We start from the raw sequence: 18,051 nt of genomic DNA on the forward strand, positions 1-18,051 counted from the left end.
GAGTGCCAACCGACACTCCCCGCTCACGGGCACAATGACGCGGTGGACCTGAGTCAGCTAGAAGCCTTGCAGACACCCCTCGGCCAGCAAGCGCTCACGGAAGCGGCCCGCCTGCTCGACGGCGACCGGCTGGCCGCCGCGAGCGCGTTGCGGGCGCGGTTCGAGCCCGACCTGGCGGCAGCCGCGCTGACTCAAGCCACCTTGCGCGCCAAAGCCGTGGGCAAGTTCGGCCCGGCGGCCGAAGCGATGTATTTCACGCGGCCGGGGCTGGAACAGGCGACCCGCCAAGTAGTGGCGCAGCGGCGCGCGCGACGGGTGGCCGAAGCCGGGGTGCGGGCCATCGCCGACCTGGGTTGCGGTCTCGGCGCCGACTTGCGCGCCTTCGTGTCTTTAAACCTTCGGGGGTACGCCGTAGAAGCCGACCCGGTCACCGCCAAGTGCGCTGAACTCAACGTGCCCACCGCGCACGTGACTTGCGGGGATGCCCAGGATTTCGATCTGGCACAGGTCGACGCCGTCTTCTGTGATCCCGCGCGCCGCTCGGGCGGACGGCGGCTGTTTCGCCCCGCGGACTACTCCCCGCCGTGGGACTGGGTGATGGCATTGCCCGAGCGGGTGCCGCACACGGTGCTGAAGCTGGCGCCCGGCATCGATCACGATCTCCTGCCCGCGGGCAGTGAACTGGAACTCGTGTCGGTCGACGGTGAAGTGGTGGAGGCGGCAGCCTGGTGCGGTCCGTTCGCACAGGTGCCGCGACGGGCGACGGTCATCAAGGACGGCGTGGCACACGAACTGACCGGCACCGGCGATGTGAGAGCGGCGGTCGCCAAACCACTGTCCTATGTGTACGACCCCGATGGTGCTGTCGTGCGGTCACACCTTGTCGCCGAGTTCGCCACTTCCGTGAACGGAACGCTCGCTGATCCAGACATTGCGTATGTATGGGCGGATCAGCCAACCCTGACACCGTTTGCCCGGTGCTTCGCTGTGCGTGAGGTTATGCCGTTTTCGTTGAAGCGCTTGCGATCGGCCCTGCGGGAACAGAACATCGGCCGCCTGGAAATCCTCAAGCGAGGGTCCGCTTTGGACATTGAGACCCTGCGGAAAGACTTGCGGCTCAACGGTTCCGACGCCGCGTCACTCCTGCTCACCCGGATCTCTGGTGCACCTGTTTCGATTATTGCCGTTCCGGTGGGCCCACCAAGGACGGCGATCGCGTGAGATGATGCCCGCCGGGAGGCGGCCTTGACTGACGACAGACTTCCAGCGCAGATCACCGTGGAGCGCGACCTCACCCGCATTGGCGGCCCGGCACCGGTGCACACCCCCGGGCAGCTGACATTCGCGGGGACAAGCGACAGCCGGGAAGAGCTGTGGCCACGGTTCACCGACGCGGTCCGGCACCGGGTGCTCGAACGCGCAGGCGACAAAGTGGAGTGGTGGGCGGCCGAGCATGGCGGCCGGCTCAGCGCGGTCGTGCTTGGTACCCGCGCGCTTATCTCTCTTGACCCCACGGTGAATGAGACGGGCGCTCACGCCACGCGCCTGACGGTAATGCCGATCGAGCAGAAATCGTTCCGGTCGGCCAGGGTCAGCGGCACGCCACCGGAAACACCGGTGCCGGGGCTAAGCCTGGCCGGGCCCGAGGCTGGGCCACGCCGGCTGCACCCCGAGCTGGCCGGATTCCTGGGCCAGTTCCCGGCGCGAGCGCAGCAACTGCTGCAAGACCCGTTTCAGGTCTCGGTCGAGCCGCTGCGATACGACTTCTACTACTACAGCACCCCCGGCCGCGGTGGCATCGGCGGCGGCTTGCTCTATGCCTGGGTTTACATGACGGACAAGCGTTCTCTGACCTTCGGCGCTGGCATCGGCCATGGCTATCAGGAGCACAAAGGCGTGTCCAACTGGGAGATGACCTGCTGGCGCGCGGTGGTGGCACGGGGAGCGGGCCATTGATTCCGCCGTGGATCCGGGATCTAGACGGCGCCGATCCTTATGAGGTGCTGGGTGTTGACCGGCAAGCCAGTCAGGCCACCATTTCCCAGGCTTACCTCAAGCTGATCAAACTGGCCCACCCGGATCTGCCGACCGGTGACGAAGAGCAGGCCAAGCTGCTTGGCCTGGCCCGCGACATCTTGACCGACCCGGTGAAACGGGCTGACTACAACAGATTTCTCGACACCGGCAGCGTTCTGGAGCCCTCGTCCACTTCGGCCTGGGATGATGAGGACATCACCTCCGGCGTCATGGATTCTCCAGTCACGACAATCAAAGAGCCGGGTGCCGATGCCGGTCCGGTTCAGCCATCTCGCATGCGCCGCTATGGCTTGGGCCTAGCCGCCTTTGGCGCCGCGTTCGTCTGCGGGCCGGTTGGCCTGGTCATGGCCGTTGTCGCCCTCACGAACCGTAACCAGCGCAGCAGTTCAGACCGGCTATTCGCCCTCCTCAGCCTCGGAGTCGGGCTGGCACAGGTCCTGGTGTGCTGTCTCGCCGGTGACGCTCTGCTGTCCACCCTGGATCCTGCTAACGACTGACGGTGTTATCTTCACCTCTTCTACACATCTTGAAGAGGAGATGCAGGTGACCTACCCACCACCCCCAGGAGACGGCCCAACGCCGCCCGGCATGCCGCCGGGGCCCCCGCCGCCTCCGTACCAGCAGCCATACGGCCAGCCACCGGCGGCCGGCGGCGGCAACAATCCGCTGGGTCTCGCGGCCATGATCGTCGGCATTGTCTCCATCGTCTTTGTCTGCTGCCCCTACCTCGGCATCCTGCTGGGTGCGGTTGGCGCGGTTCTGGGCTTCATCGCGCAGCAGCAAATCAAGCAAAACGGCCAGGCCAACCTCATGCACGCCAAGGTCGGCTTCATCTGCGGTCTGATCGGTGCCGGGCTCAGCCTCATCTACATCATTCTGAGCTTCGCGGGCGCCTTCAGCGGCCTCTTCGTTTAGCGATATTTCAGGCCTCCTAGCCACGCCGCTGGATACACTCCGCGGCGTGGCTAGTCAGGGCACTCCAGCGACCGCGATCCTGGTGAAACAGAAGGTCGCGCACACGCTGCACACCTACTCCGTTGATGCCGATACCCCGAACTATGGCGCGGTCGTGGCCGAAGCCATCGGGGCCGATCCCGCTCGCGTCTTCAAGACGCTGGTGACCGAAGTGGACGGGACGCTTTGTGTGGCTGTCGTTCCGGTCACGGGGGACATTGACCTCAAAGCACTGGCGGCCGCCGCGGGCGGCAAACGTGCCGCGCTCGCCGACCGGGATCTGGCTGAGCGCACAACAGGTTATGTCCGTGGCGGCATCAGCCCACTCGGTCAGCGCAAGAAGCTTCGCACCATCATCGACCAGTCCGCTGTGGACGGTCCGCAAGTCTTTGTCTCAGCGGGCAAACGGGGGCTTCAGGTTCAGCTTGCCCCAGACGACCTCGTCCGCCTGACGTCGGCCACGCTCGCGCCGATCGCGCGCTAGAAAACGCGCGAGGCCCGCGCCCGGGGACTTAACAGCGCAGGCCTCGCGTGCCCTTGGGGTTAGCGCCGTCCGCCTCCGTTAAGGACGCCGGCTTCGTGTGCCTTGAGGATCGCGTCCGCTTCGGCCTGGGTTAGCTTGCCCGCGGCTACTGCCTGAGCAAGGCGTTCTTTTAGGTTTGCGATCCGGTCGGTTGCGCCCGGCTTCGCCGGCTTGCCACCTTCCGGCTTCAACTGCTCGCGTACCTTGGCCAGGGCGTCGGCGACCTTTTGCTCGTCGAGCCCGAGCTCTTTGGCAAGCGCCGCGGCGAGTTTCTGCTGATCAAGCCCTTTGTGAACTCTTTCCTGGGCACCCGCGGAGCCCTTGGGAGTGGGATCGGCGGCGTAGGCGACGGTGGGGACAGCGATGCCGACGGCGAGAACGCCGGTGGCGGCCCAAAGCATGGTGCGTTTCGTCGGTTTCTTCAGCACGCTTCCGACCGTGGCTGAACCGCCTAAGAATGAGCTAGCTGTTAGCTGTCAATCAGCTAGCAAAAGCCGCTCTGATCTCACCGGTCGAGCGGGAGACCCGGATGCTGTCCGAGGGCGGGAACTTAGCCGCGCCCTCAGCACGCAGCTGAACGGCGGCACCAGCCTCATATGCGGCGAACGCCTCCCGCGAAGGGAACACGTAACGCGCCTCGAGCCCGCCATCGTCCAATATGGACACTTCAGCGCGCACGGCTCCGCCCAGGCTGACGACCTCGGCCGCGTGCCCGTTCACGAGCCATGCGAAGTAGGCCCGTCGCGTGTTCTCGTCATCGATCATGGTGCGGACCGTGTAAACCAGCATCATTGCTCCCATTCGATGTCGATGCCACAGATGCCGTGCGTGACATTGGTGGCGACCAGATGCACCGTGTTGGAGGCGCCGAGCAGCAACTCGCGCCGGTCGCGGTCAGGCGCGTCGACGGCGTCGCGAGAAAACGAATAGCACCGCACCGGCGGGGCATCGGGGTCGAAGGTCACCTGAAGGACGTATTGCCCGACCGGGTGAGCGAACCGCCGGTCGAAGTGGCGTGCCCTGGGTCCCGGCCCCGGATACACGGTCCGGAATTCCACGATCGCCGTGTCACCGGCCGCGAGCGGTTCGTCGAAGAGCAACTCGACCGCCGTGAACCCCGATTTGGGGTCCTGCTTGAACTGACCGACCCGGCAGAACTTGACCTCGTCGAGGACGGGCACCGGCCCGTCTTCTTCGTCGGCCCGGAACACGGTGACGAACCGGTCTATCCCGTCGTTCGCCGCCCGGAAGACCAGGCGCGTCCAGCTCGACCCTTCGCGGCCATCGGCGTCGACCTCGTAAAGGTCGTGCACGCTGAGCCGGATCAGCTGGTCGGCCGTGGAGGTGTCGATCTCCTCCAGCATCGCCGACAGGCTGTCTACATTGGTCCACAGCTGGGTATCGGCGTAGGACGTGCGCTCCCAGGACTTGCGCAGCAGCGTCGTCAGCGAAGCTGACGGGAGCGCGAGCACCTGCTCCAGCATTTTGACCGCGGTCACCGAAACGTCATGGGTCGGCAGCGATTTGCCGCGCTGCCAGTGGCTCAGCGTCGAAGGGCTCAGCTGAACCCCTGCGGCGGCGAGCTTGCGGCGTAATCGGTCGAGCGACACCCCTCGTTCGGCGATGGCCGCCCGAAGGGCGCGCGAGAATGGCCCGTGGCGCAGTGCGCGCTCAAGCTCAGATCCCGGCGTAACCCCCACGATCCCTAAGCTTGCCACGAGCGCCAGAGCGCCGCGTAAGAGCCATTGGCCGCGACCAGCTCGTGGTGAGATCCCAGCTCAGCGATCTTGCCGTCCTCGACCACGGCCACGCGGTCGGCGTCATGCGCGGAGAACAGCCGGTGCGCGATGGCGATGACCGTCCGGCCTTCGAGCACCGCGGCCAGCGAACGCTCCAGGTCACGGGCAGCACGGGGGTCGATCAGCGAGGTCGCCTCGTCGAGCACGAGGGTATGCGGGTCGGCTAGCACGAGCCGGGCGAGCGCGAGCTGCTGCGCCTGGGCGGGCGAAACTTCGTGCTTGCCGCCACCGAGCACGGTGTCGAGTCCTTCTGGCAGGTCCTCGACCCAGTCCAGGGCCGCGACGGCGGCCAGGGCCTCCCGCAACTTGGCGTCGCTCGCACTCGGGGATGCCAGCATCAGGTTCTCGCGGAGCGTACCCAGGAAAATGTGGTGTTCTTGGGTCACGAGCGCGACGTGACCGCGTAGCTCATCCAGCGGCAATTCGACCAGTGGCGCGTCGCCGACGGTCACTTCGCCGACCCGGGGTCCATCGATTCCCGCGAGCAGGCGGCCGAGCGTAGATTTTCCGGCGCCAGACGGGCCGACCATGGCGAGCCGTTCGCCCGGCGCGATGGTCAGGTCGACTCCGTGCAGCACGTCGCGGCCGTCCACATAGGAATAGCGGACGTCTGTGGCGGAGAGCTGTTCGCTCGTGGGCTTAACCCCGGTGGGCGAACGGTCGTCGGGCACGAGCGAGACGCCGATCAGCCGGGCCAGCGAGGCTCCAGCGACCTGAAGGTTGTCCAGCCACATCAGCAGCCGGTCAACCGGCTCGATGAGTTGCTGCACCAGGAACACGGCGGTCACGACCTGGCCGCCGGTCACCCAGCCTTCGATGAAGAACCAGCCGCCCACCAGCAGGGTCGCCGCCACGGGGATCTGGAAACCCATGTCAGCCATGGGCCAGAAGATCGACCGCAGCCGCAGCGTGGCCCGCTCAGCGCGGTAGTTCTCCTTCAAATCGTGCATAGTTCGGGCGATCCGGCGCTCTCCGGCACCGTAGGCCTCGGTCGTGCGGGCACCCTCGACCGTCTCGGTCAGCCCGTCGAGCAGTTCCGAGTTGGTCGCGTTTTCCCGCAAGTAGGCCGGAGTCGCGCGGCGCAGGTACCACCGCGTGGCGAAGATGATGATCGGCGCACCGACGAGGCACGGCAACGCGAGCTTTGGGGTGAACAGCGCCAGCGCGCCAGCGGTGAGCACGATCGTCACGATGGCGATCAGGGTCTCGGGCACTCCGCGCCGCACGCTGTGCGCGATCTGGTTGACGTCGCGGCTGGTTCTCGTGACGAGGTCGCCCGTGCCCGCGCGTTCCACGGTGGACAGCGGAATCGCCAGCACCCGGTCAACGAAATCTTCACGCAAGTCGGCCAGCACGCGCTCGCCCATGCGGGCTGACGCCATCGCGGCGAACCGGGTCAGAACCGCTTGTACGACAACGAATGCCGCCAGACCCAGGGCGATGTTGTCCACAGTGGACAGTTGAGCACCCTCGTCCGAGGACACCGCGTCAATGATCATGCCGAGCAGGACCGGGGCGCCCATGCCAGCCACGGCCGCCAAGCCGTGCAGCACCACCACGGCGGTCATCGGCCGCGCATGCAGGCGCATCAGTTGCCGGGCATAGCGGCGAACTTCGGGACCGTCAGCGATGGGTAACGCGACGCGGGCCATGTCAGTCCTCCTCTCGCGTGACGACCGCACGGTAACGGGGCTCGGAAGCCAGCAGTTCCTTGTGCGTGCCTTCGGCGATCACTTTGCCGTCTTCGGCGTAGGCCACCCACGCGCTCTGATCGAGCACGAGAGGGCTGGTCGTGGTGATGAGCGTGGTCTTGCCCGCCCGGAAACCCGCCAGGCGGCTGGCGATGCGGGCCTCGGTGTGCGCGTCGACCGCGCTCGTGGGCTCGACCAGGATGAGTGTCGGCGCGTCCGACATGAGCGCACGGGCGAGCCGCAGCCGCTGTTGCTGGCCACCGGAGAACTCGCGTCCACGTTCGGCGACCCACGCGTCCAAGCCTTCCGGCAGGGCGTCGATGATTTCACCCGCACTCGCGGTGTGGATCGCTTCCATGATCCGTTCCTCGTCGCCGGTCGCCCGCGGATCCAGTTCTTCCCGCAGGACGCCCGTGAAGAGCCGGGAGTTGTTGTCGGACACCAGAATCCGCTCGCGGACCGCCGCACGCGTGGCTTCCGCCAGCGAAACGCCGCCGAGGGTTACCTCGCCGTCGGTGTAGCGGCCCAGGCGGTCGGCGATCTCCGCGGCGTCCTCGGGGCGGTCCGTGACGAGTGCGGTCATGATCCCGGGACGGATCGTCAAGCCGGACTTGACATCCACTAGCGTCGCTGGAATTGAGGGCAGCGGCACCGGGTCCAGTGGATCGTTGATTTCCGGCTGAAGCCGCAAGACTTTCAGCACGCGGCTCGCCGCGACGTGGCCACGCGTGAACTTGTCCAGCGCTTCGCCAAACGTCCTAAGCGGAACGACAAGGAAGATGGCGACGCCGTAGAACGACACCAGCTCACCGGGCGTGATGGCACCGGCGATCACTTCACGAGCGCCGAGCCAAGTCACGAGAGTCATGAACAACCCGGGCACCAGCATCTGCGCGGCTTCCAGCAGTGAGGTCACCTTCGCCGCGTGCACGCCGCTCTCCCGCAGCCTCTGCGACTCCTCGCGGAAGCGTTGCGAGAACACGAGTTCGCCACCGATGCCGCGCAGCACGCGCAGTCCGGAGACGATGTCGACCGCGCGGCCCGTCAGCTCACCCTGCTGGTGCCGGTAGGCCACCTGCCGCTGATGCATTGGCTTGACGAGCGTTCCGATGATCAGCAGCGCGACGGGAACGCCGAGGATAACCACCAGGCCAAGTTTCAGCGAAGCGCTGAGCAAAATGATCGCGACCGTGACGACGGTGATGACAGCGCCGGAAAACCGGGCCGTGATGTCGAGCGCGTTGCCGATGTGGCTGGTGTCGGAGGCACCAATCGCGACGACTTCACCCGTGGCCATCCGTTTGGGCAAAGTCGCACCCAGGTCGTTGGTGCGTTTGATCGTCGCCTGCACGGTGCGGAACGAGCCCGACAAGAAGTTGAAGACCGCGTTGCGGTGCCGGGCCACACCCGACAACGTCTGGACGAGTGCCAGCAAGATAAAAGCTCCAGCCCACCAGGCCAGAGCTTCGGGGTCCCGCTGCACGGCAACGGCGTCAATGCCGTTGCCCAGCACGATCGGCAAAAGTGCGCCGCTGACCATCCACATAATGCCGAAGGCCACGCCCAGCGAGATCGTGCCTAGCTGCTGTTTACCGAGCCACCACAGATACCTGGTAGCTGATCTGTCATCGGGAATGCCGGGATCGGCAACAGGTAAGGGACGCATAGCGAAGGCGAACTTACTCCACCGTTTGGGGGTCCCGCCACTGAATTTCGGCCGCTAGGGTGCGAGGGTGATCTTACGGGCCGTGCTCTTTGATCTATATGACACCCTCATCAAAAGCTCCGGGCCGAAACGCTTCGCGCAGGTGTCGCGAGACATGGGCGCCGCGCTCGGTGTGGACCCCGAGGACTTCCGCCAGCTGTTCGCCCAGACGGGACGCGAACGGATGCGCGGCGAACTCGGCACGGTCGAAGAAACCTTACGCACCTTGGCTCTTCGCCTCGGCAGCACACCCACCGAGAGCGCGATCAGGTTCGCCGCAGTGATGTGGCAGCGCATGCATCACGACGTGCTGTGGCCCACCCCGGCGACGCTGTCGTTATTGGACACTCTGCGCGCCAAGCGACTCAAACTCGGCCTCGTCAGCAACGCCAGTGAAGAGTCCGCCCTGCTGTGGCCGAAACAGCCGATGGCAGCCCGGTTCCGGGTCACCGTCTTCTCTTGTGACGTCGGCCTCCTCAAGCCCGACCCCGCGATCTACAAAGTCGCGTGCACCGACCTGCGCGTGAAGCCCGAGAACTGCATCTATGTCGGGGACAACGCCGACGAAGAACTCGCCGGAGCGCAATCACTGGGAATGCGTGCCCTGCGCACCACCGAGCACCGCGACGGACCCGCCTGGGCAGGCGAATCCATCAGGCGGCTCACCGATCTCATAGATCTACTGGAGTGAAATCCCAGGCGTGTGCCGACCGGGCCTCTAATCCCGCCGGGATATCCGGCATGGAAGCCGGTGCGCCATGCCAGCGGGAAATCACCACGACCCGATGATCCGTCGAGGAGAACACCTCCGTGCTGACGTGGTTGAGCTCGTGGCGCAGCGCCGGCACGGCAACGTCGCAAACCCAGTGCAGCAGCGCTTCGAAGGTGCGCGGATAGCCCCGCACCTCCCACATTCGAACCATCACACGGCTATTGTGCCCACACCGAGAGCTGAATCGGCAGGAAAGTCCATTCGCGACGGTGGAGCACCGGCCGCGACCAGGTGGGAGCCGAGCGCGGCCACCATCGCTCCGTTGTCGGTGCACAGCTTCGGCCGCGGCACGCGGACGGTGATGCCGTGCTTGGCGGCCCGTTCCTCGGCCATCGCGCGCAGCCGGGAATTCGCGGCCACGCCGCCGCCGATGATGAGCGTGTTGATGCCGGTGTAACGGCACGCGTCCAGGGCTTTCATGGTCAGCACGTCACAGACCGCTTCCTGGAATGACGCCGCGACATCGTTGATGGGCAACGGCTCTCCGGCCGCCTCCCGGCTCTCGACCCAGCGCGCGACCGCTGTCTTAAGCCCGGAGAACGAGAAGTTGAACCGGTGCTCGGCGAAGTCACGTGTCGCGGTCAGTCCGCGCGGAAAGCCAATCGTGGCAACACCTTCGCGCGCGGCCCGGTCGATAACCGGCCCGCCCGGAAACGGCATGCCCAGCAGGCGGGCCACCTTGTCGAACGCCTCGCCGGCGGCATCGTCGATGGTGGCACCCATCGGTTCCACGCCCTTGGTCAGATCATCGACCCGCAGCAGCGACGAGTGGCCACCCGAGACCAGAAGCGCGATCGCCGGTTCCGTGATCGGCCCGTGTTCGAGCGTGTCCACGGCGACGTGAGCCGCGAGATGATTCACGCCGTAGATGGGTTTCTCCGCCGCCAGCGCTAGCCCTTTGGCTCCGGCGACGCCGACGAGCAGAGCGCCCGCCAGCCCAGGCCCGGCGGTCACCGCGATCGCGTCGACGTCGTGTAGCGTCACGCCCGCGTCGCTCAAGGCCCGCCTGATGGTCGGCACCATGGCTTCCAGGTGTGCCCGGCTCGCGACCTCTGGCACCACCCCGCCGAAACGCGCGTGTTCGTCCACACTGGACGCTAGGGCGTCAGCGAGCAGGGTATGCCCCCGCACAATGCCGACCCCGGTTTCGTCACAGCTCGTCTCTATCCCGAGGACGAGCGGCTCTTCAGGCATCCCTTAGCTCCAGCTGCATGACCAACGCGTCGGTGTTGGTCGGCTGGTAGTAGCCCCGCCGCACGCCGACAACCTCGAACCCATAAGCGGCGTAAAGCTTTTGCGCCGCAACGTTATCCGCCGCCACTTCGAGCAGCACTTCGTGCACCCGGTGGCGTCGTGCCTCCGCGAGCAGCACATCCATCAGCGCACGGGCGATTCCTCGCCGCTGCGCGTCGCGCCGTACCGCGATGTTGTTAATCCACGCCTCGTCCTGGCCAACCGCCAGCCCCGCGTAGCCGAGGATCGCCCCGTCATCCTCCGTCGCGACCAGGTAGTGATGCCCGTTGGCCAGCTCGTTCCAGAACATCGGCGCTGACCAGGCTTCCTTGCCGAACAGATCGTTCTCGATCGGCAAGAGATCTTCGATCTGCCACCAGCGCAGGCGTTCAATGTTCATGTGAGCACCGGTTTCCGGGTGGACGGCTCGACAGCGTCCGGCTTACGCAGGTAAAGCGGAGTCAGCTGTTCGCTGGGCGCCTGCCGCCGGACGCGGTCCGCCGCGAGCCGGGCCAGCTGCAGCGCGGGTGGATAAAGCGGATCGCTCACGCTCACACCCAGGACGTCGGCATAACGCTGAGCCCCTTCGCCCACCCCGGCCGCGATCCCCTCGGCCACGAGAAGGGGCGCGAGGTCCGCCGGTTTTTCCACACCCGCGGGGGTACGCGGTGAGCCGTCCCGATAAAGACCCCAGTAGACCTCACGGCGCCTCGCGTCGGTCGCGACGAGCACATCACCGCTGGTCGCGGCGCCTAAGGCATCAAGAGTGCCCACGCCATAGGTGGGAATATCGAGGGCCAGACTGAAGGTCGCCGCGGTCACGAGACCCGCCCGCAACCCGGTATAAGGCCCAGGCCCGACCCCGGCAGCGATCGCTGACAGACCGGTCACGCTCTTTCCCGTGCTCGCGAACAGGTCCTGAATCTGGGCGGCCAGCAGCTCGCCATGCGCGCGGGCGTTGATGGTGACACGTTCGGCCAGGAGGTGCTCGCCATCAACGGAGACCTCGGCGAGACCCGCCGTGATCGCCGGCGTGGCCGTGTCCAAAACCAGCAAGAGCACGTGCTTCAGCCTAAACCACCGCACTGCTCACTTCCCAACTGATCAGCACGCGGGTCACTTGATCTGACAGTGCGGAGGCTCCAGCTATCGTGGTGACATGTGGCAGGCCGAAATCTCCGTCGACCTCGACGCCATCCGGGGCAACACCGCCCTGCTCAAGCGCGGAACTTCCGCCGAAGTGATGGCTGTGGTCAAGGCGGACGGTTACGGGCACGGCGCCGTGGAGTCAGCACGGGCCGCCCTTGAAGGCGGGGCCACCTGGCTGGGCACAGCCACGCTGGGCGAAGCTGCCGTCTTGCGCGCCGCCGGACTGCGTGCGCCGATCTTGGCCTGGCTCTGGACCGCTGGCACTCCGCTCACCGCCGCCGTTGAAGGCGACATCGACCTCGGCGTGTCCACGCTGGGGCAGCTCGCCACCGTCATCGCCGCGGCGCGTGAGGCGGGGCGCTCACTGCGTACCCACTTGAAAATCGACACGGGCTTGAGCCGCAGCGGAGCTGGAGCGACCGACTGGCCGGTGCTGGTCGAGGTCGCGGCCAAAGCCCAAACCGACGGCTTCATCGAGGTGACGGGCGTTTGGAGTCACTTCGCGTGCGCTGACACGCCCGGGCACCCGAGCATCGACAGCCAGCTGGCCGCGTTTGACGACGGGCTAACGGTCGCACGGCGGTTCGGCATTGAGCCCCAGCTGCGTCACATGGCCAACTCCCCCGCGCTGCTGACGCGGCCAGACAGTCACTTCGACCTCGTGCGGGCCGGGATCGCGACTTACGGCCTGTCGCCCATCGAGGGTTCACAGTTTGGCTTACGGCCTGCCATGACGGCTCGGGCCAGAATCCTTACCGCCAAACGGGTTCCGGAGGGCCAGGGTGTCTCTTATGGACACACGTATGTGACTTCCGCTCCTTCCACGCTCGCTGTGGTCCCGCTCGGTTATGGCGACGGCGTGCCGCGCAGTGCGTCATCGGTGGGGCCGGTGCTGATTAACGGGCGCCGTTTCACTATCGCTGGCCGCGTTTGCATGGACCAGTTCGTGGTCGACTGCGGTGATGCCGATGTGCACGAAGGAGATCTGGCCATCCTATTTGGACCCGGCGATCACGGCGAACCAACGGCCGACGACTGGGCTCGTGCGGCGGGCACAATAAACTATGAAATCGTGACCAGATTCGGAAGTTCCCGTGTCAGCCGAATCTACGTCTAAGCCTGGCCCGTCGCGCCGCAAGCGCGCGGGAGTCATCGGAGCGGTCGTCGGCGTGGCGGCCGCTGGTATTGCCGCCGGTGTCGCTGTCGAGCGCGCTCTGGTCCGCCGCAATCGCCGCGACGACCCGCTCGCTGACGAACCGTTCGGCCAACTCCCCTACGACGACACGGCTTCCGTGACCACGGCTGACGGTCTGTCGCTGCATGTGGAAATCGTTGAGCCCATGTCACCCACGGACAAGCCGACGCTGATTTTCGTGCACGGGTTCTGTCTCGATCAGGGAACATTCCACTTCCAGCGTTCGTATTTGGACTCCCTCGGCACGCATCGACTGGTCTTCTACGATCAGCCGGGACATGGTTTGTCGCAATCACTTTCCGACGGCGAGTACGAGTTGCCCGCCCTCGGTGATGCCTTGGCCGACGTCATCGCGGCCGCCGCACCCACCGGACCGGTCATCCTCATTGGACACTCGATGGGCGGCATGACCATCATGGCGTGCGCCGAGCAGCACCCTCAGCTGTTCCGCGAACGGGTCGTTGGCGTCGTTTTGATCGCCACCTCAGGCGGACAGATCAACGGCTCGGGGCTTTTCGGCGTTCCGGAGCTGCTTTCCCGTGCCACGCCAGGCGTCGTAGCCGTCATGAACGGCGCGACGCGCTACGGCGGAAAGCTAATCGACAAGGCGCGCAAGGCTTCCACCGACTTGGCCTGGGTGTTGACCAAGCGGTACGGCTTCGGGTCTTCTTCGCCATCACCTGCATTAGTGTCCTATGTGGAGCTGATGAACTCGCGCACCTCCACCGACACGGTCGCCCGCTATTTGCGTACGCTTTACAGCCACGCCCGCTACCCGGCCTTACGTGCGCTGGAGAATATTCCGGTGCTGCTAATCTCGGGTGAGAAGGACATGGTCACACCCCTGGCCCACTCCGAAGAGATCTTCCGCTTGCTGCCCAAGGCGCAGTATTTGAGGATCCCCAATAGCGGCCACGTCGTCATGCTCGAATGTGCCGACGAGGTCAACGAAGCTATAAAGACGTTTTTGGAGCAGTGGTGATAACGCTCGCAACGCCCGCTGAAACTCGCGCCTTCGGCGTGCGCCTGGCCGCCGTCCTTCGCCCAGGCGACCTCATCATCCTCAACGGACCGTTAGGCGCGGGCAAAACCGCTCTCACCCAAGGGATCGGCATAGGCCTCGGCGTCTCCGGCGATGTCACCTCGCCGACCTTCGTCATCTCACGGGTGCACCGCGGACCGCTGCCGCTGGTGCACGTCGACGCGTACCGTCTGCGTACCGTCGAGCTCGACGACCTAGACCTCGACGCGTCACTAGAAGACTCCGTCACCGTTGTCGAGTGGGGCCACGGCGTCGTCGAACGGTTGTCAGACTCCTTCTTGGAGATCATCATCGACCGCGAGCCCGACGATACGCGTGTCGTCACCCTGAACGCCCACGGCGGCACCTGGCCTGACCGCCTCAAAGACCTGGCTCACTAGCCTTCTTTGTCGCCTCCCAGCGAGCCTTCATCTCCGCTTCGCGACGCTTCGACCGGCGCGGGTCAGTCAGCGAGTGCTGACTCTAGGCGGTGGAGTTTGGCGTCGAGTTCGCCTTCGTAGCCGGGGCGGATGTCTGCTTTCAGGACCAGGGATACCCGTGAGCCGAAGGGAGCGACCGCTTCTGTCGCTCGCTTCACGACATCCATGACCGAGTCCCAGTCGCCTTCGATCGTGGTGAACATCGCGTCAGTTCGGTTTGGCAGACCCGATTCCCGCACGACGCGAACCGCTGCGGCGACCGCGTCGGACACCGAACCATCGGCGCGGCCGGTGCCGCTTGGAGCGACGGAGAAGGCAACGAGCATGGGGACCTCCGGTTTATGAATGCTTGCGATAGATGGCGACCGAAGCATCGCCATGCCGGCTTCCGAAGCGGCCAGCGTCGGCATCCTTGCACAGGCCACCGCACGAGCATGAGGCCATTTCGTTCGGATCCAGCGAGAGCATCTCACCGCAATGGGCACACCTGGCGAACAGATCGGGACTCATGTTCCATCCCCCACCAGCTCCGGTAGCGGGCTGGCCGAGGAACTCGTATCCCGTCGGATGCCGCATTGCAGCAGTTTAACGGTCCACTCCCGACAGACATCATCGTGATCCACAGCCCTAAACGAGATCGACATCCCGCCAGACGTGATCAAACCGCCATTCGATCACGTCCCAACGGATGTGGATCACAAAAAGGGCGGGGCAAAGGCCGGGACGGCAGTGCGGAAAGCGGGGCGGGAGGGGGGCGGGAGGGGGTGGCGGCGAGGGGGTGGCGGCGAGGGGTCAGGGGACGCGGGGGCATTGGGCGGAGACGAGGCCGGCGAGGGTTGCTAGCGCTGGGTTGTCGGGGTGGAAGTAGCCGCCGTGACCGAAGGGAGCGGAGGCGAACGACGTGGCACCGCGCAACTGGCCGGGCACGAGACGAATGGGATCGTTGGCGGCGGTGCTGACCCAGACCTGAGTGGGATCACGTAACTCTGACGCCCAGCGAACGCCAAGGCTCGGGCTGCCGAGCGCGACAATGTCGTCGCACAGCAGTGTGCCGTCGCGTTCCGCGATTCCGGCCACGACGGCGCCGTAAGAGTGGCCGATCACGGTCAGCTGACGGATCGGGCCGTCGTGATTGGACACGAGTGACTCTTGGAACGAGCGCAAAGCGGCAGCGCCCGCGACAGCATGACGCGACGAGACCGCTTGCAACAGTGAAGGCGCCTCATAGTCCAGCCACATGATGACGCACGTGTCAGGTCCAGCCGCCGCGCGCAGGGCGGCAGCACGCGACAGCTCGTCGCCGCTGGAGGCCACCGTCGTGCCGGCGCCTGGAATGTAGGTCGCCACACAGGGACTCGTCACGGGATCACCGAGCGCCACAATCAATCGCCCGTCAGCTGCCTTAAGCACCCGAACGTCGGTAACACGCGCGATCAGCGACCGCAGCGCCACCACAGCGGCCGACGCGGATGGCCCTGACCAGTTATCTTGAAGATCAGCTAAGCACCGGTTTAACCCCGGAACACTTAAGGTGACGGCCAGTGCCTCCAGCCGGTCTGCGATGGTGAACAGAGCCCCAGGCAAAACACTAAGCCGCACAACCCAAGTCTCGCCGCAACACCCCAAGACCACATCGCCCTGTGGATAACCCGCTAAGGTCAGCTCGTGATTGTTTCAGTGGGAAACGACGTGGTACTAGTCGAGCGGTTCATCGCCGCCCTGAAACGCACGCCGCTGCTAGCGGAGCGGCTGTTTACCGAGGCCGAGCGGCGCACCAGCTCGGGCAATCCCCGCCCGCCGGAGTCGCTCGCGGCGCGGTTCGCGGCTAAGGAAGCCGTGGCCAAGGCGTTGGGCGCACCGAGCGGATTGCATTGGCACGACTGCGAAATCGTCGTCGACCCCGACGGAAGGCCGTGGCTAACGATGACGGGAACCGTGGCGGCCGCGGCCAAGGAACGTGGGATTCAACGCTGGCATCTATCGCTGTCACACGACGGCGGGATAGCCTCTGCCGTGGTCATCGCGGAGGCCGGCCTCTGATGAAGGCATCAGCGGAAGCGATGTGCGCCAGAAGCGGGGAGGCGGCATGAGACCGGTCTATTCAGTGGCGGCGGTGCGGGCGGCGGAGCAGCGGCTGATGCAGACGCTGCCCGAAGGGGCGCTGATGCAGCGGGCCGCGGTCGGGCTGGCGCGGCGCTGTGCGCTGTCGCTCAACCCGGTCTATGGCTCGCGGGTGCTCCTGCTCATCGGCGCCGGGGACAACGGCGGCGACGCGTTGTATGCCGGTGCGCTGCTAGCTAAGCGGGGCGTTCAGGTGAGCGCGCTGCTCACGGGACGAGCGCACGAAGATGGGCTCCGGGCGTTTCGCGCCGCGGGTGGCCGGGTCGTGCCAAGTTTCCCGAAACATGTTGACCTGATTGTCGATGGGCTCGTCGGCATCGGCGCTATTGGACCGTTGCGCGAAAACATGGCCGCGCTGCTGCAACAGCTGCCCCCAGCACCGGTGATCTCCGTTGATGTTCCGTCCGGAGTGGACGTTGACACGGGTGATGTGCCAGGCGCGGCGGTGAAAGCCGATATCACGGTGACTTTCGGGGCCTTGAAACCGGCGCTCGTCACCGGTGCCGCGGCCGAGTTCGCCGGCCAAGTTGAGCTTGTGGATATCGGGCTCGAGTTCAACGCGCCACCCGTGTTGCGGATCGCCGACGCGGCGGATATCGCGGCTTGGTGGCCCGTGCCCGGTTCCACTTCGGATAAGTACACGCGCGGGGTCGTCGGGCTGGCAACCGGATCATATGGGTACCCAGGAGCCGCCCTCATGTCCGTGATGGGCGCCCTGGCCGGACCCGCCGGCCTGGTGCGCTACGCGGGCAGCTCCTACGAACTCGTGTCAGCGCACCACCCCAGCGTTGTCGTCGCCCCACGTGTGGCCGACGCCGAGCGCGTGCAGGCCTGGGTCTGCGGCTGCGGCCTGGGCACGGACGACACCTCGCAAGCTGAACTGCGATCGGTGATCGCATCACCGGTGCCGGCGGTCCTCGACGCGGACGCCATCACGATGCTCGTGGACGGTTCGCTGTCGGGGCATCTGAGAAGGCGCGACGCACCAACGATCCTCACCCCGCACGATCGTGAATACGCCCGGCTGGCCGGGGAAGCCCCCGGGGCTGACCGTCCTGCGGCCGCGCTGAAACTGGCCGCCTGGACCAATTCCGTCGTCGTCCTAAAGGGACACCGCACGGTTGTCGCGTCACCACGCGGCGAGGCTTGGGTGAACCCGACCGGTCACGCCTCGCTAGCGACGGGCGGCACGGGCGATGTTCTTGCCGGGCTGATGGGCTCGCTGCTCGCGGCCGGGATCTCGCCGGTTCGTGCCGCGGTGATGGCCTGTTACGTGCACGGACAGGCAGGACACCTCGCCGCGCTGAGTGGCCCGGCCACGGCGGTCGACGTCGCCGAAGCGCTGCGGCCCACGCTCGCGGAGCTGCTCGACGACTTTTAGGACTGCACCGGGTGCGGTTTCCCGTTCCCC

At 66.0% G+C, this 18,051-nt stretch carries 22 protein-coding genes; 11 read left to right on the forward strand and 11 right to left on the reverse strand.

The features are described 5' to 3' along the window. The first annotated feature begins 42 nt into the window (after positions 1 to 42). From A3E1_RS0108835 to ybaK, 5 genes are read left to right on the forward strand one after another with little or no spacing between them, the layout of a single operon-like run. Positions 43 to 1,221, forward strand: a complete 1,179-nt coding sequence (locus A3E1_RS0108835; protein ID WP_020520398.1) for a class I SAM-dependent methyltransferase — start codon at positions 43 to 45, stop codon at positions 1,219 to 1,221. Between the two features lie 24 nt (positions 1,222 to 1,245). Continuing rightward, the gene (locus tag A3E1_RS47015; protein ID WP_020520399.1) at positions 1,246 to 1,956 is read left to right on the forward strand and encodes a hypothetical protein; all 711 of its coding nucleotides are present in this window, start codon (positions 1,246 to 1,248) and stop codon (positions 1,954 to 1,956) included. Continuing rightward, positions 1,953 to 2,534 carry a J domain-containing protein gene (locus tag A3E1_RS47020; protein ID WP_020520400.1) on the forward strand — a complete coding sequence of 194 codons (582 nt, stop codon included), beginning with the start codon at positions 1,953 to 1,955 and terminating at the stop codon, positions 2,532 to 2,534. Before A3E1_RS47015 ends, A3E1_RS47020 begins: the two co-directional genes overlap by 4 nt. A 46-nt stretch (positions 2,535 to 2,580) precedes the next feature. Further along, the gene (locus A3E1_RS39565; RefSeq protein ID WP_157631407.1) at positions 2,581 to 2,952 is read left to right on the forward strand and encodes a DUF4190 domain-containing protein; all 372 of its coding nucleotides are present in this window, start codon (positions 2,581 to 2,583) and stop codon (positions 2,950 to 2,952) included. Between the two features lie 46 nt (positions 2,953 to 2,998). Continuing rightward, the gene (ybaK, locus tag A3E1_RS0108855) at positions 2,999 to 3,475 is read left to right on the forward strand and encodes a Cys-tRNA(Pro) deacylase (RefSeq protein ID WP_020520402.1); all 477 of its coding nucleotides are present in this window, start codon (positions 2,999 to 3,001) and stop codon (positions 3,473 to 3,475) included. Positions 3,476 to 3,534: 59 nt separating this feature from the next. On the opposite strand, the gene A3E1_RS0108860 is transcribed toward ybaK, so the two are convergent. Genes A3E1_RS0108860 through A3E1_RS0108880 form a run of 5 tightly spaced genes read right to left on the reverse strand, consistent with a single transcriptional unit; the run spans position 3,535 to position 8,670 of the window. Next, positions 3,535 to 3,942: a hypothetical protein gene (locus tag A3E1_RS0108860; RefSeq protein WP_020520403.1), complete on the reverse strand. Its 408-nt coding sequence runs from the start codon at positions 3,940 to 3,942 to the stop codon at positions 3,535 to 3,537. A 52-nt stretch (positions 3,943 to 3,994) separates the two neighbouring features. Then, positions 3,995 to 4,303: a DUF4286 family protein gene (locus tag A3E1_RS0108865; RefSeq protein WP_157631408.1), complete on the reverse strand. Its 309-nt coding sequence runs from the start codon at positions 4,301 to 4,303 to the stop codon at positions 3,995 to 3,997. Beyond that, entirely contained in the window at positions 4,303 to 5,214 is a 912-nt protein-coding gene (locus A3E1_RS0108870; RefSeq protein WP_157631409.1) for a hypothetical protein, read from the reverse strand. The genes A3E1_RS0108865 and A3E1_RS0108870 overlap by 1 nt, the downstream gene beginning before the upstream one ends. Before the next feature lie 5 nt (positions 5,215 to 5,219). Beyond that, a complete protein-coding gene (locus tag A3E1_RS0108875; protein ID WP_020520406.1) occupies positions 5,220 to 6,965 on the reverse strand; it encodes an ABC transporter ATP-binding protein in 1,746 nt (581 codons plus the stop codon). Between the two features lies 1 nt (position 6,966). Beyond that, positions 6,967 to 8,670, reverse strand: a complete 1,704-nt coding sequence (locus tag A3E1_RS0108880) for an ABC transporter ATP-binding protein (RefSeq protein WP_020520407.1) — start codon at positions 8,668 to 8,670, stop codon at positions 6,967 to 6,969. 67 nt (positions 8,671 to 8,737) lie between these two features. Between A3E1_RS0108880 and A3E1_RS0108885 the strand changes: the two genes are divergently transcribed. Further along, positions 8,738 to 9,400, forward strand: coding sequence for an HAD family hydrolase (locus A3E1_RS0108885; protein WP_020520408.1), 663 nt, complete (start codon positions 8,738 to 8,740; stop codon positions 9,398 to 9,400). On the opposite strand, the gene A3E1_RS0108890 is transcribed toward A3E1_RS0108885, so the two are convergent. From A3E1_RS0108890 to tsaB, 4 genes are read right to left on the reverse strand one after another with little or no spacing between them, the layout of a single operon-like run. Next, entirely contained in the window at positions 9,381 to 9,635 is a 255-nt protein-coding gene (locus A3E1_RS0108890) for a hypothetical protein (protein WP_026208243.1), read from the reverse strand. The two genes, A3E1_RS0108885 and A3E1_RS0108890, sit on opposite strands and share 20 nt — an antisense overlap. Beyond that, complete coding sequence (tsaD, locus tag A3E1_RS0108895) at positions 9,632 to 10,675, reverse strand: tRNA (adenosine(37)-N6)-threonylcarbamoyltransferase complex transferase subunit TsaD (protein WP_020520410.1); 1,044 nt, start codon at positions 10,673 to 10,675, stop codon at positions 9,632 to 9,634. Before tsaD ends, A3E1_RS0108890 begins: the two co-directional genes overlap by 4 nt. Continuing rightward, a complete protein-coding gene (rimI, locus tag A3E1_RS0108900; protein WP_020520411.1) occupies positions 10,668 to 11,114 on the reverse strand; it encodes a ribosomal protein S18-alanine N-acetyltransferase in 447 nt (148 codons plus the stop codon). Before rimI ends, tsaD begins: the two co-directional genes overlap by 8 nt. Further along, positions 11,111 to 11,776, reverse strand: a complete 666-nt coding sequence (gene tsaB, locus A3E1_RS0108905) for a tRNA (adenosine(37)-N6)-threonylcarbamoyltransferase complex dimerization subunit type 1 TsaB (RefSeq protein WP_020520412.1) — start codon at positions 11,774 to 11,776, stop codon at positions 11,111 to 11,113. The genes rimI and tsaB overlap by 4 nt, the downstream gene beginning before the upstream one ends. Before the next feature lie 97 nt (positions 11,777 to 11,873). On the opposite strand from tsaB, the gene alr reads away from it, so the two are divergent. The 3 genes from alr to tsaE are packed head-to-tail and all read left to right on the forward strand — an operon-like array spanning position 11,874 to position 14,480. After that, complete coding sequence (alr, locus tag A3E1_RS0108910; RefSeq protein ID WP_020520413.1) at positions 11,874 to 12,980, forward strand: alanine racemase; 1,107 nt, start codon at positions 11,874 to 11,876, stop codon at positions 12,978 to 12,980. Then, positions 12,958 to 14,040: an alpha/beta fold hydrolase gene (locus A3E1_RS0108915; RefSeq protein WP_020520414.1), complete on the forward strand. Its 1,083-nt coding sequence runs from the start codon at positions 12,958 to 12,960 to the stop codon at positions 14,038 to 14,040. The genes alr and A3E1_RS0108915 overlap by 23 nt, the downstream gene beginning before the upstream one ends. Further along, positions 13,989 to 14,480: a tRNA (adenosine(37)-N6)-threonylcarbamoyltransferase complex ATPase subunit type 1 TsaE gene (gene tsaE, locus A3E1_RS0108920; RefSeq protein WP_051104907.1), complete on the forward strand. Its 492-nt coding sequence runs from the start codon at positions 13,989 to 13,991 to the stop codon at positions 14,478 to 14,480. Before A3E1_RS0108915 ends, tsaE begins: the two co-directional genes overlap by 52 nt. A 62-nt stretch (positions 14,481 to 14,542) precedes the next feature. On the opposite strand, the gene A3E1_RS0108925 is transcribed toward tsaE, so the two are convergent. Together A3E1_RS0108925 and A3E1_RS39570 are read right to left on the reverse strand one after the other, a co-directional pair. Continuing rightward, positions 14,543 to 14,845, reverse strand: a complete 303-nt coding sequence (locus tag A3E1_RS0108925) for a thiamine-binding protein (protein WP_026208245.1) — start codon at positions 14,843 to 14,845, stop codon at positions 14,543 to 14,545. Between the two features lie 466 nt (positions 14,846 to 15,311). Further along, positions 15,312 to 16,151 carry an alpha/beta hydrolase gene (locus tag A3E1_RS39570; RefSeq protein WP_322786255.1) on the reverse strand — a complete coding sequence of 280 codons (840 nt, stop codon included), beginning with the start codon at positions 16,149 to 16,151 and terminating at the stop codon, positions 15,312 to 15,314. 33 nt (positions 16,152 to 16,184) lie between these two features. On the opposite strand from A3E1_RS39570, the gene A3E1_RS0108940 reads away from it, so the two are divergent. Both A3E1_RS0108940 and A3E1_RS0108945 read left to right on the forward strand, forming a co-directional pair. Continuing rightward, positions 16,185 to 16,559 carry a holo-ACP synthase gene (locus tag A3E1_RS0108940; RefSeq protein ID WP_020520418.1) on the forward strand — a complete coding sequence of 125 codons (375 nt, stop codon included), beginning with the start codon at positions 16,185 to 16,187 and terminating at the stop codon, positions 16,557 to 16,559. Between the two features lie 46 nt (positions 16,560 to 16,605). After that, entirely contained in the window at positions 16,606 to 18,021 is a 1,416-nt protein-coding gene (locus tag A3E1_RS0108945; protein WP_020520419.1) for a bifunctional ADP-dependent NAD(P)H-hydrate dehydratase/NAD(P)H-hydrate epimerase, read from the forward strand. The last annotated feature ends 30 nt before the right edge of the window (positions 18,022 to 18,051 follow it).

This window comes from Catelliglobosispora koreensis DSM 44566 (assembly GCF_000379685.1).
Lineage (GTDB): Bacteria > Actinomycetota > Actinomycetes > Mycobacteriales > Micromonosporaceae > Catelliglobosispora > Catelliglobosispora koreensis.

Bases quoted from the DNA above. Each gene is read 5' to 3' on its own strand.
- A3E1_RS0108945 (WP_020520419.1), top strand. From the start codon at position 16,606: ATGAGACCGGTCTATTCAGTGGCGGCGGTGCGGGCGGCGGAGCAGCGG.
- A3E1_RS0108880 (WP_020520407.1), bottom strand. From the start codon at position 8,670: ATGCGTCCCTTACCTGTTGCCGATCCCGGCATTCCCGATGACAGATCA.
- alr (WP_020520413.1), top strand. From the start codon at position 11,874: ATGTGGCAGGCCGAAATCTCCGTCGACCTCGACGCCATCCGGGGCAAC.
- tsaE (WP_051104907.1), top strand. From the start codon at position 13,989: ATGTGCCGACGAGGTCAACGAAGCTATAAAGACGTTTTTGGAGCAGTG.
- A3E1_RS0108865 (WP_157631408.1), bottom strand. From the start codon at position 4,303: ATGCTGGTTTACACGGTCCGCACCATGATCGATGACGAGAACACGCGA.
- A3E1_RS0108925 (WP_026208245.1), bottom strand. From the start codon at position 14,845: ATGCTCGTTGCCTTCTCCGTCGCTCCAAGCGGCACCGGCCGCGCCGAT.
- tsaD (WP_020520410.1), bottom strand. From the start codon at position 10,675: ATGCCTGAAGAGCCGCTCGTCCTCGGGATAGAGACGAGCTGTGACGAA.
- rimI (WP_020520411.1), bottom strand. From the start codon at position 11,114: ATGAACATTGAACGCCTGCGCTGGTGGCAGATCGAAGATCTCTTGCCG.
- A3E1_RS0108875 (WP_020520406.1), bottom strand. From the start codon at position 6,965: ATGGCCCGCGTCGCGTTACCCATCGCTGACGGTCCCGAAGTTCGCCGC.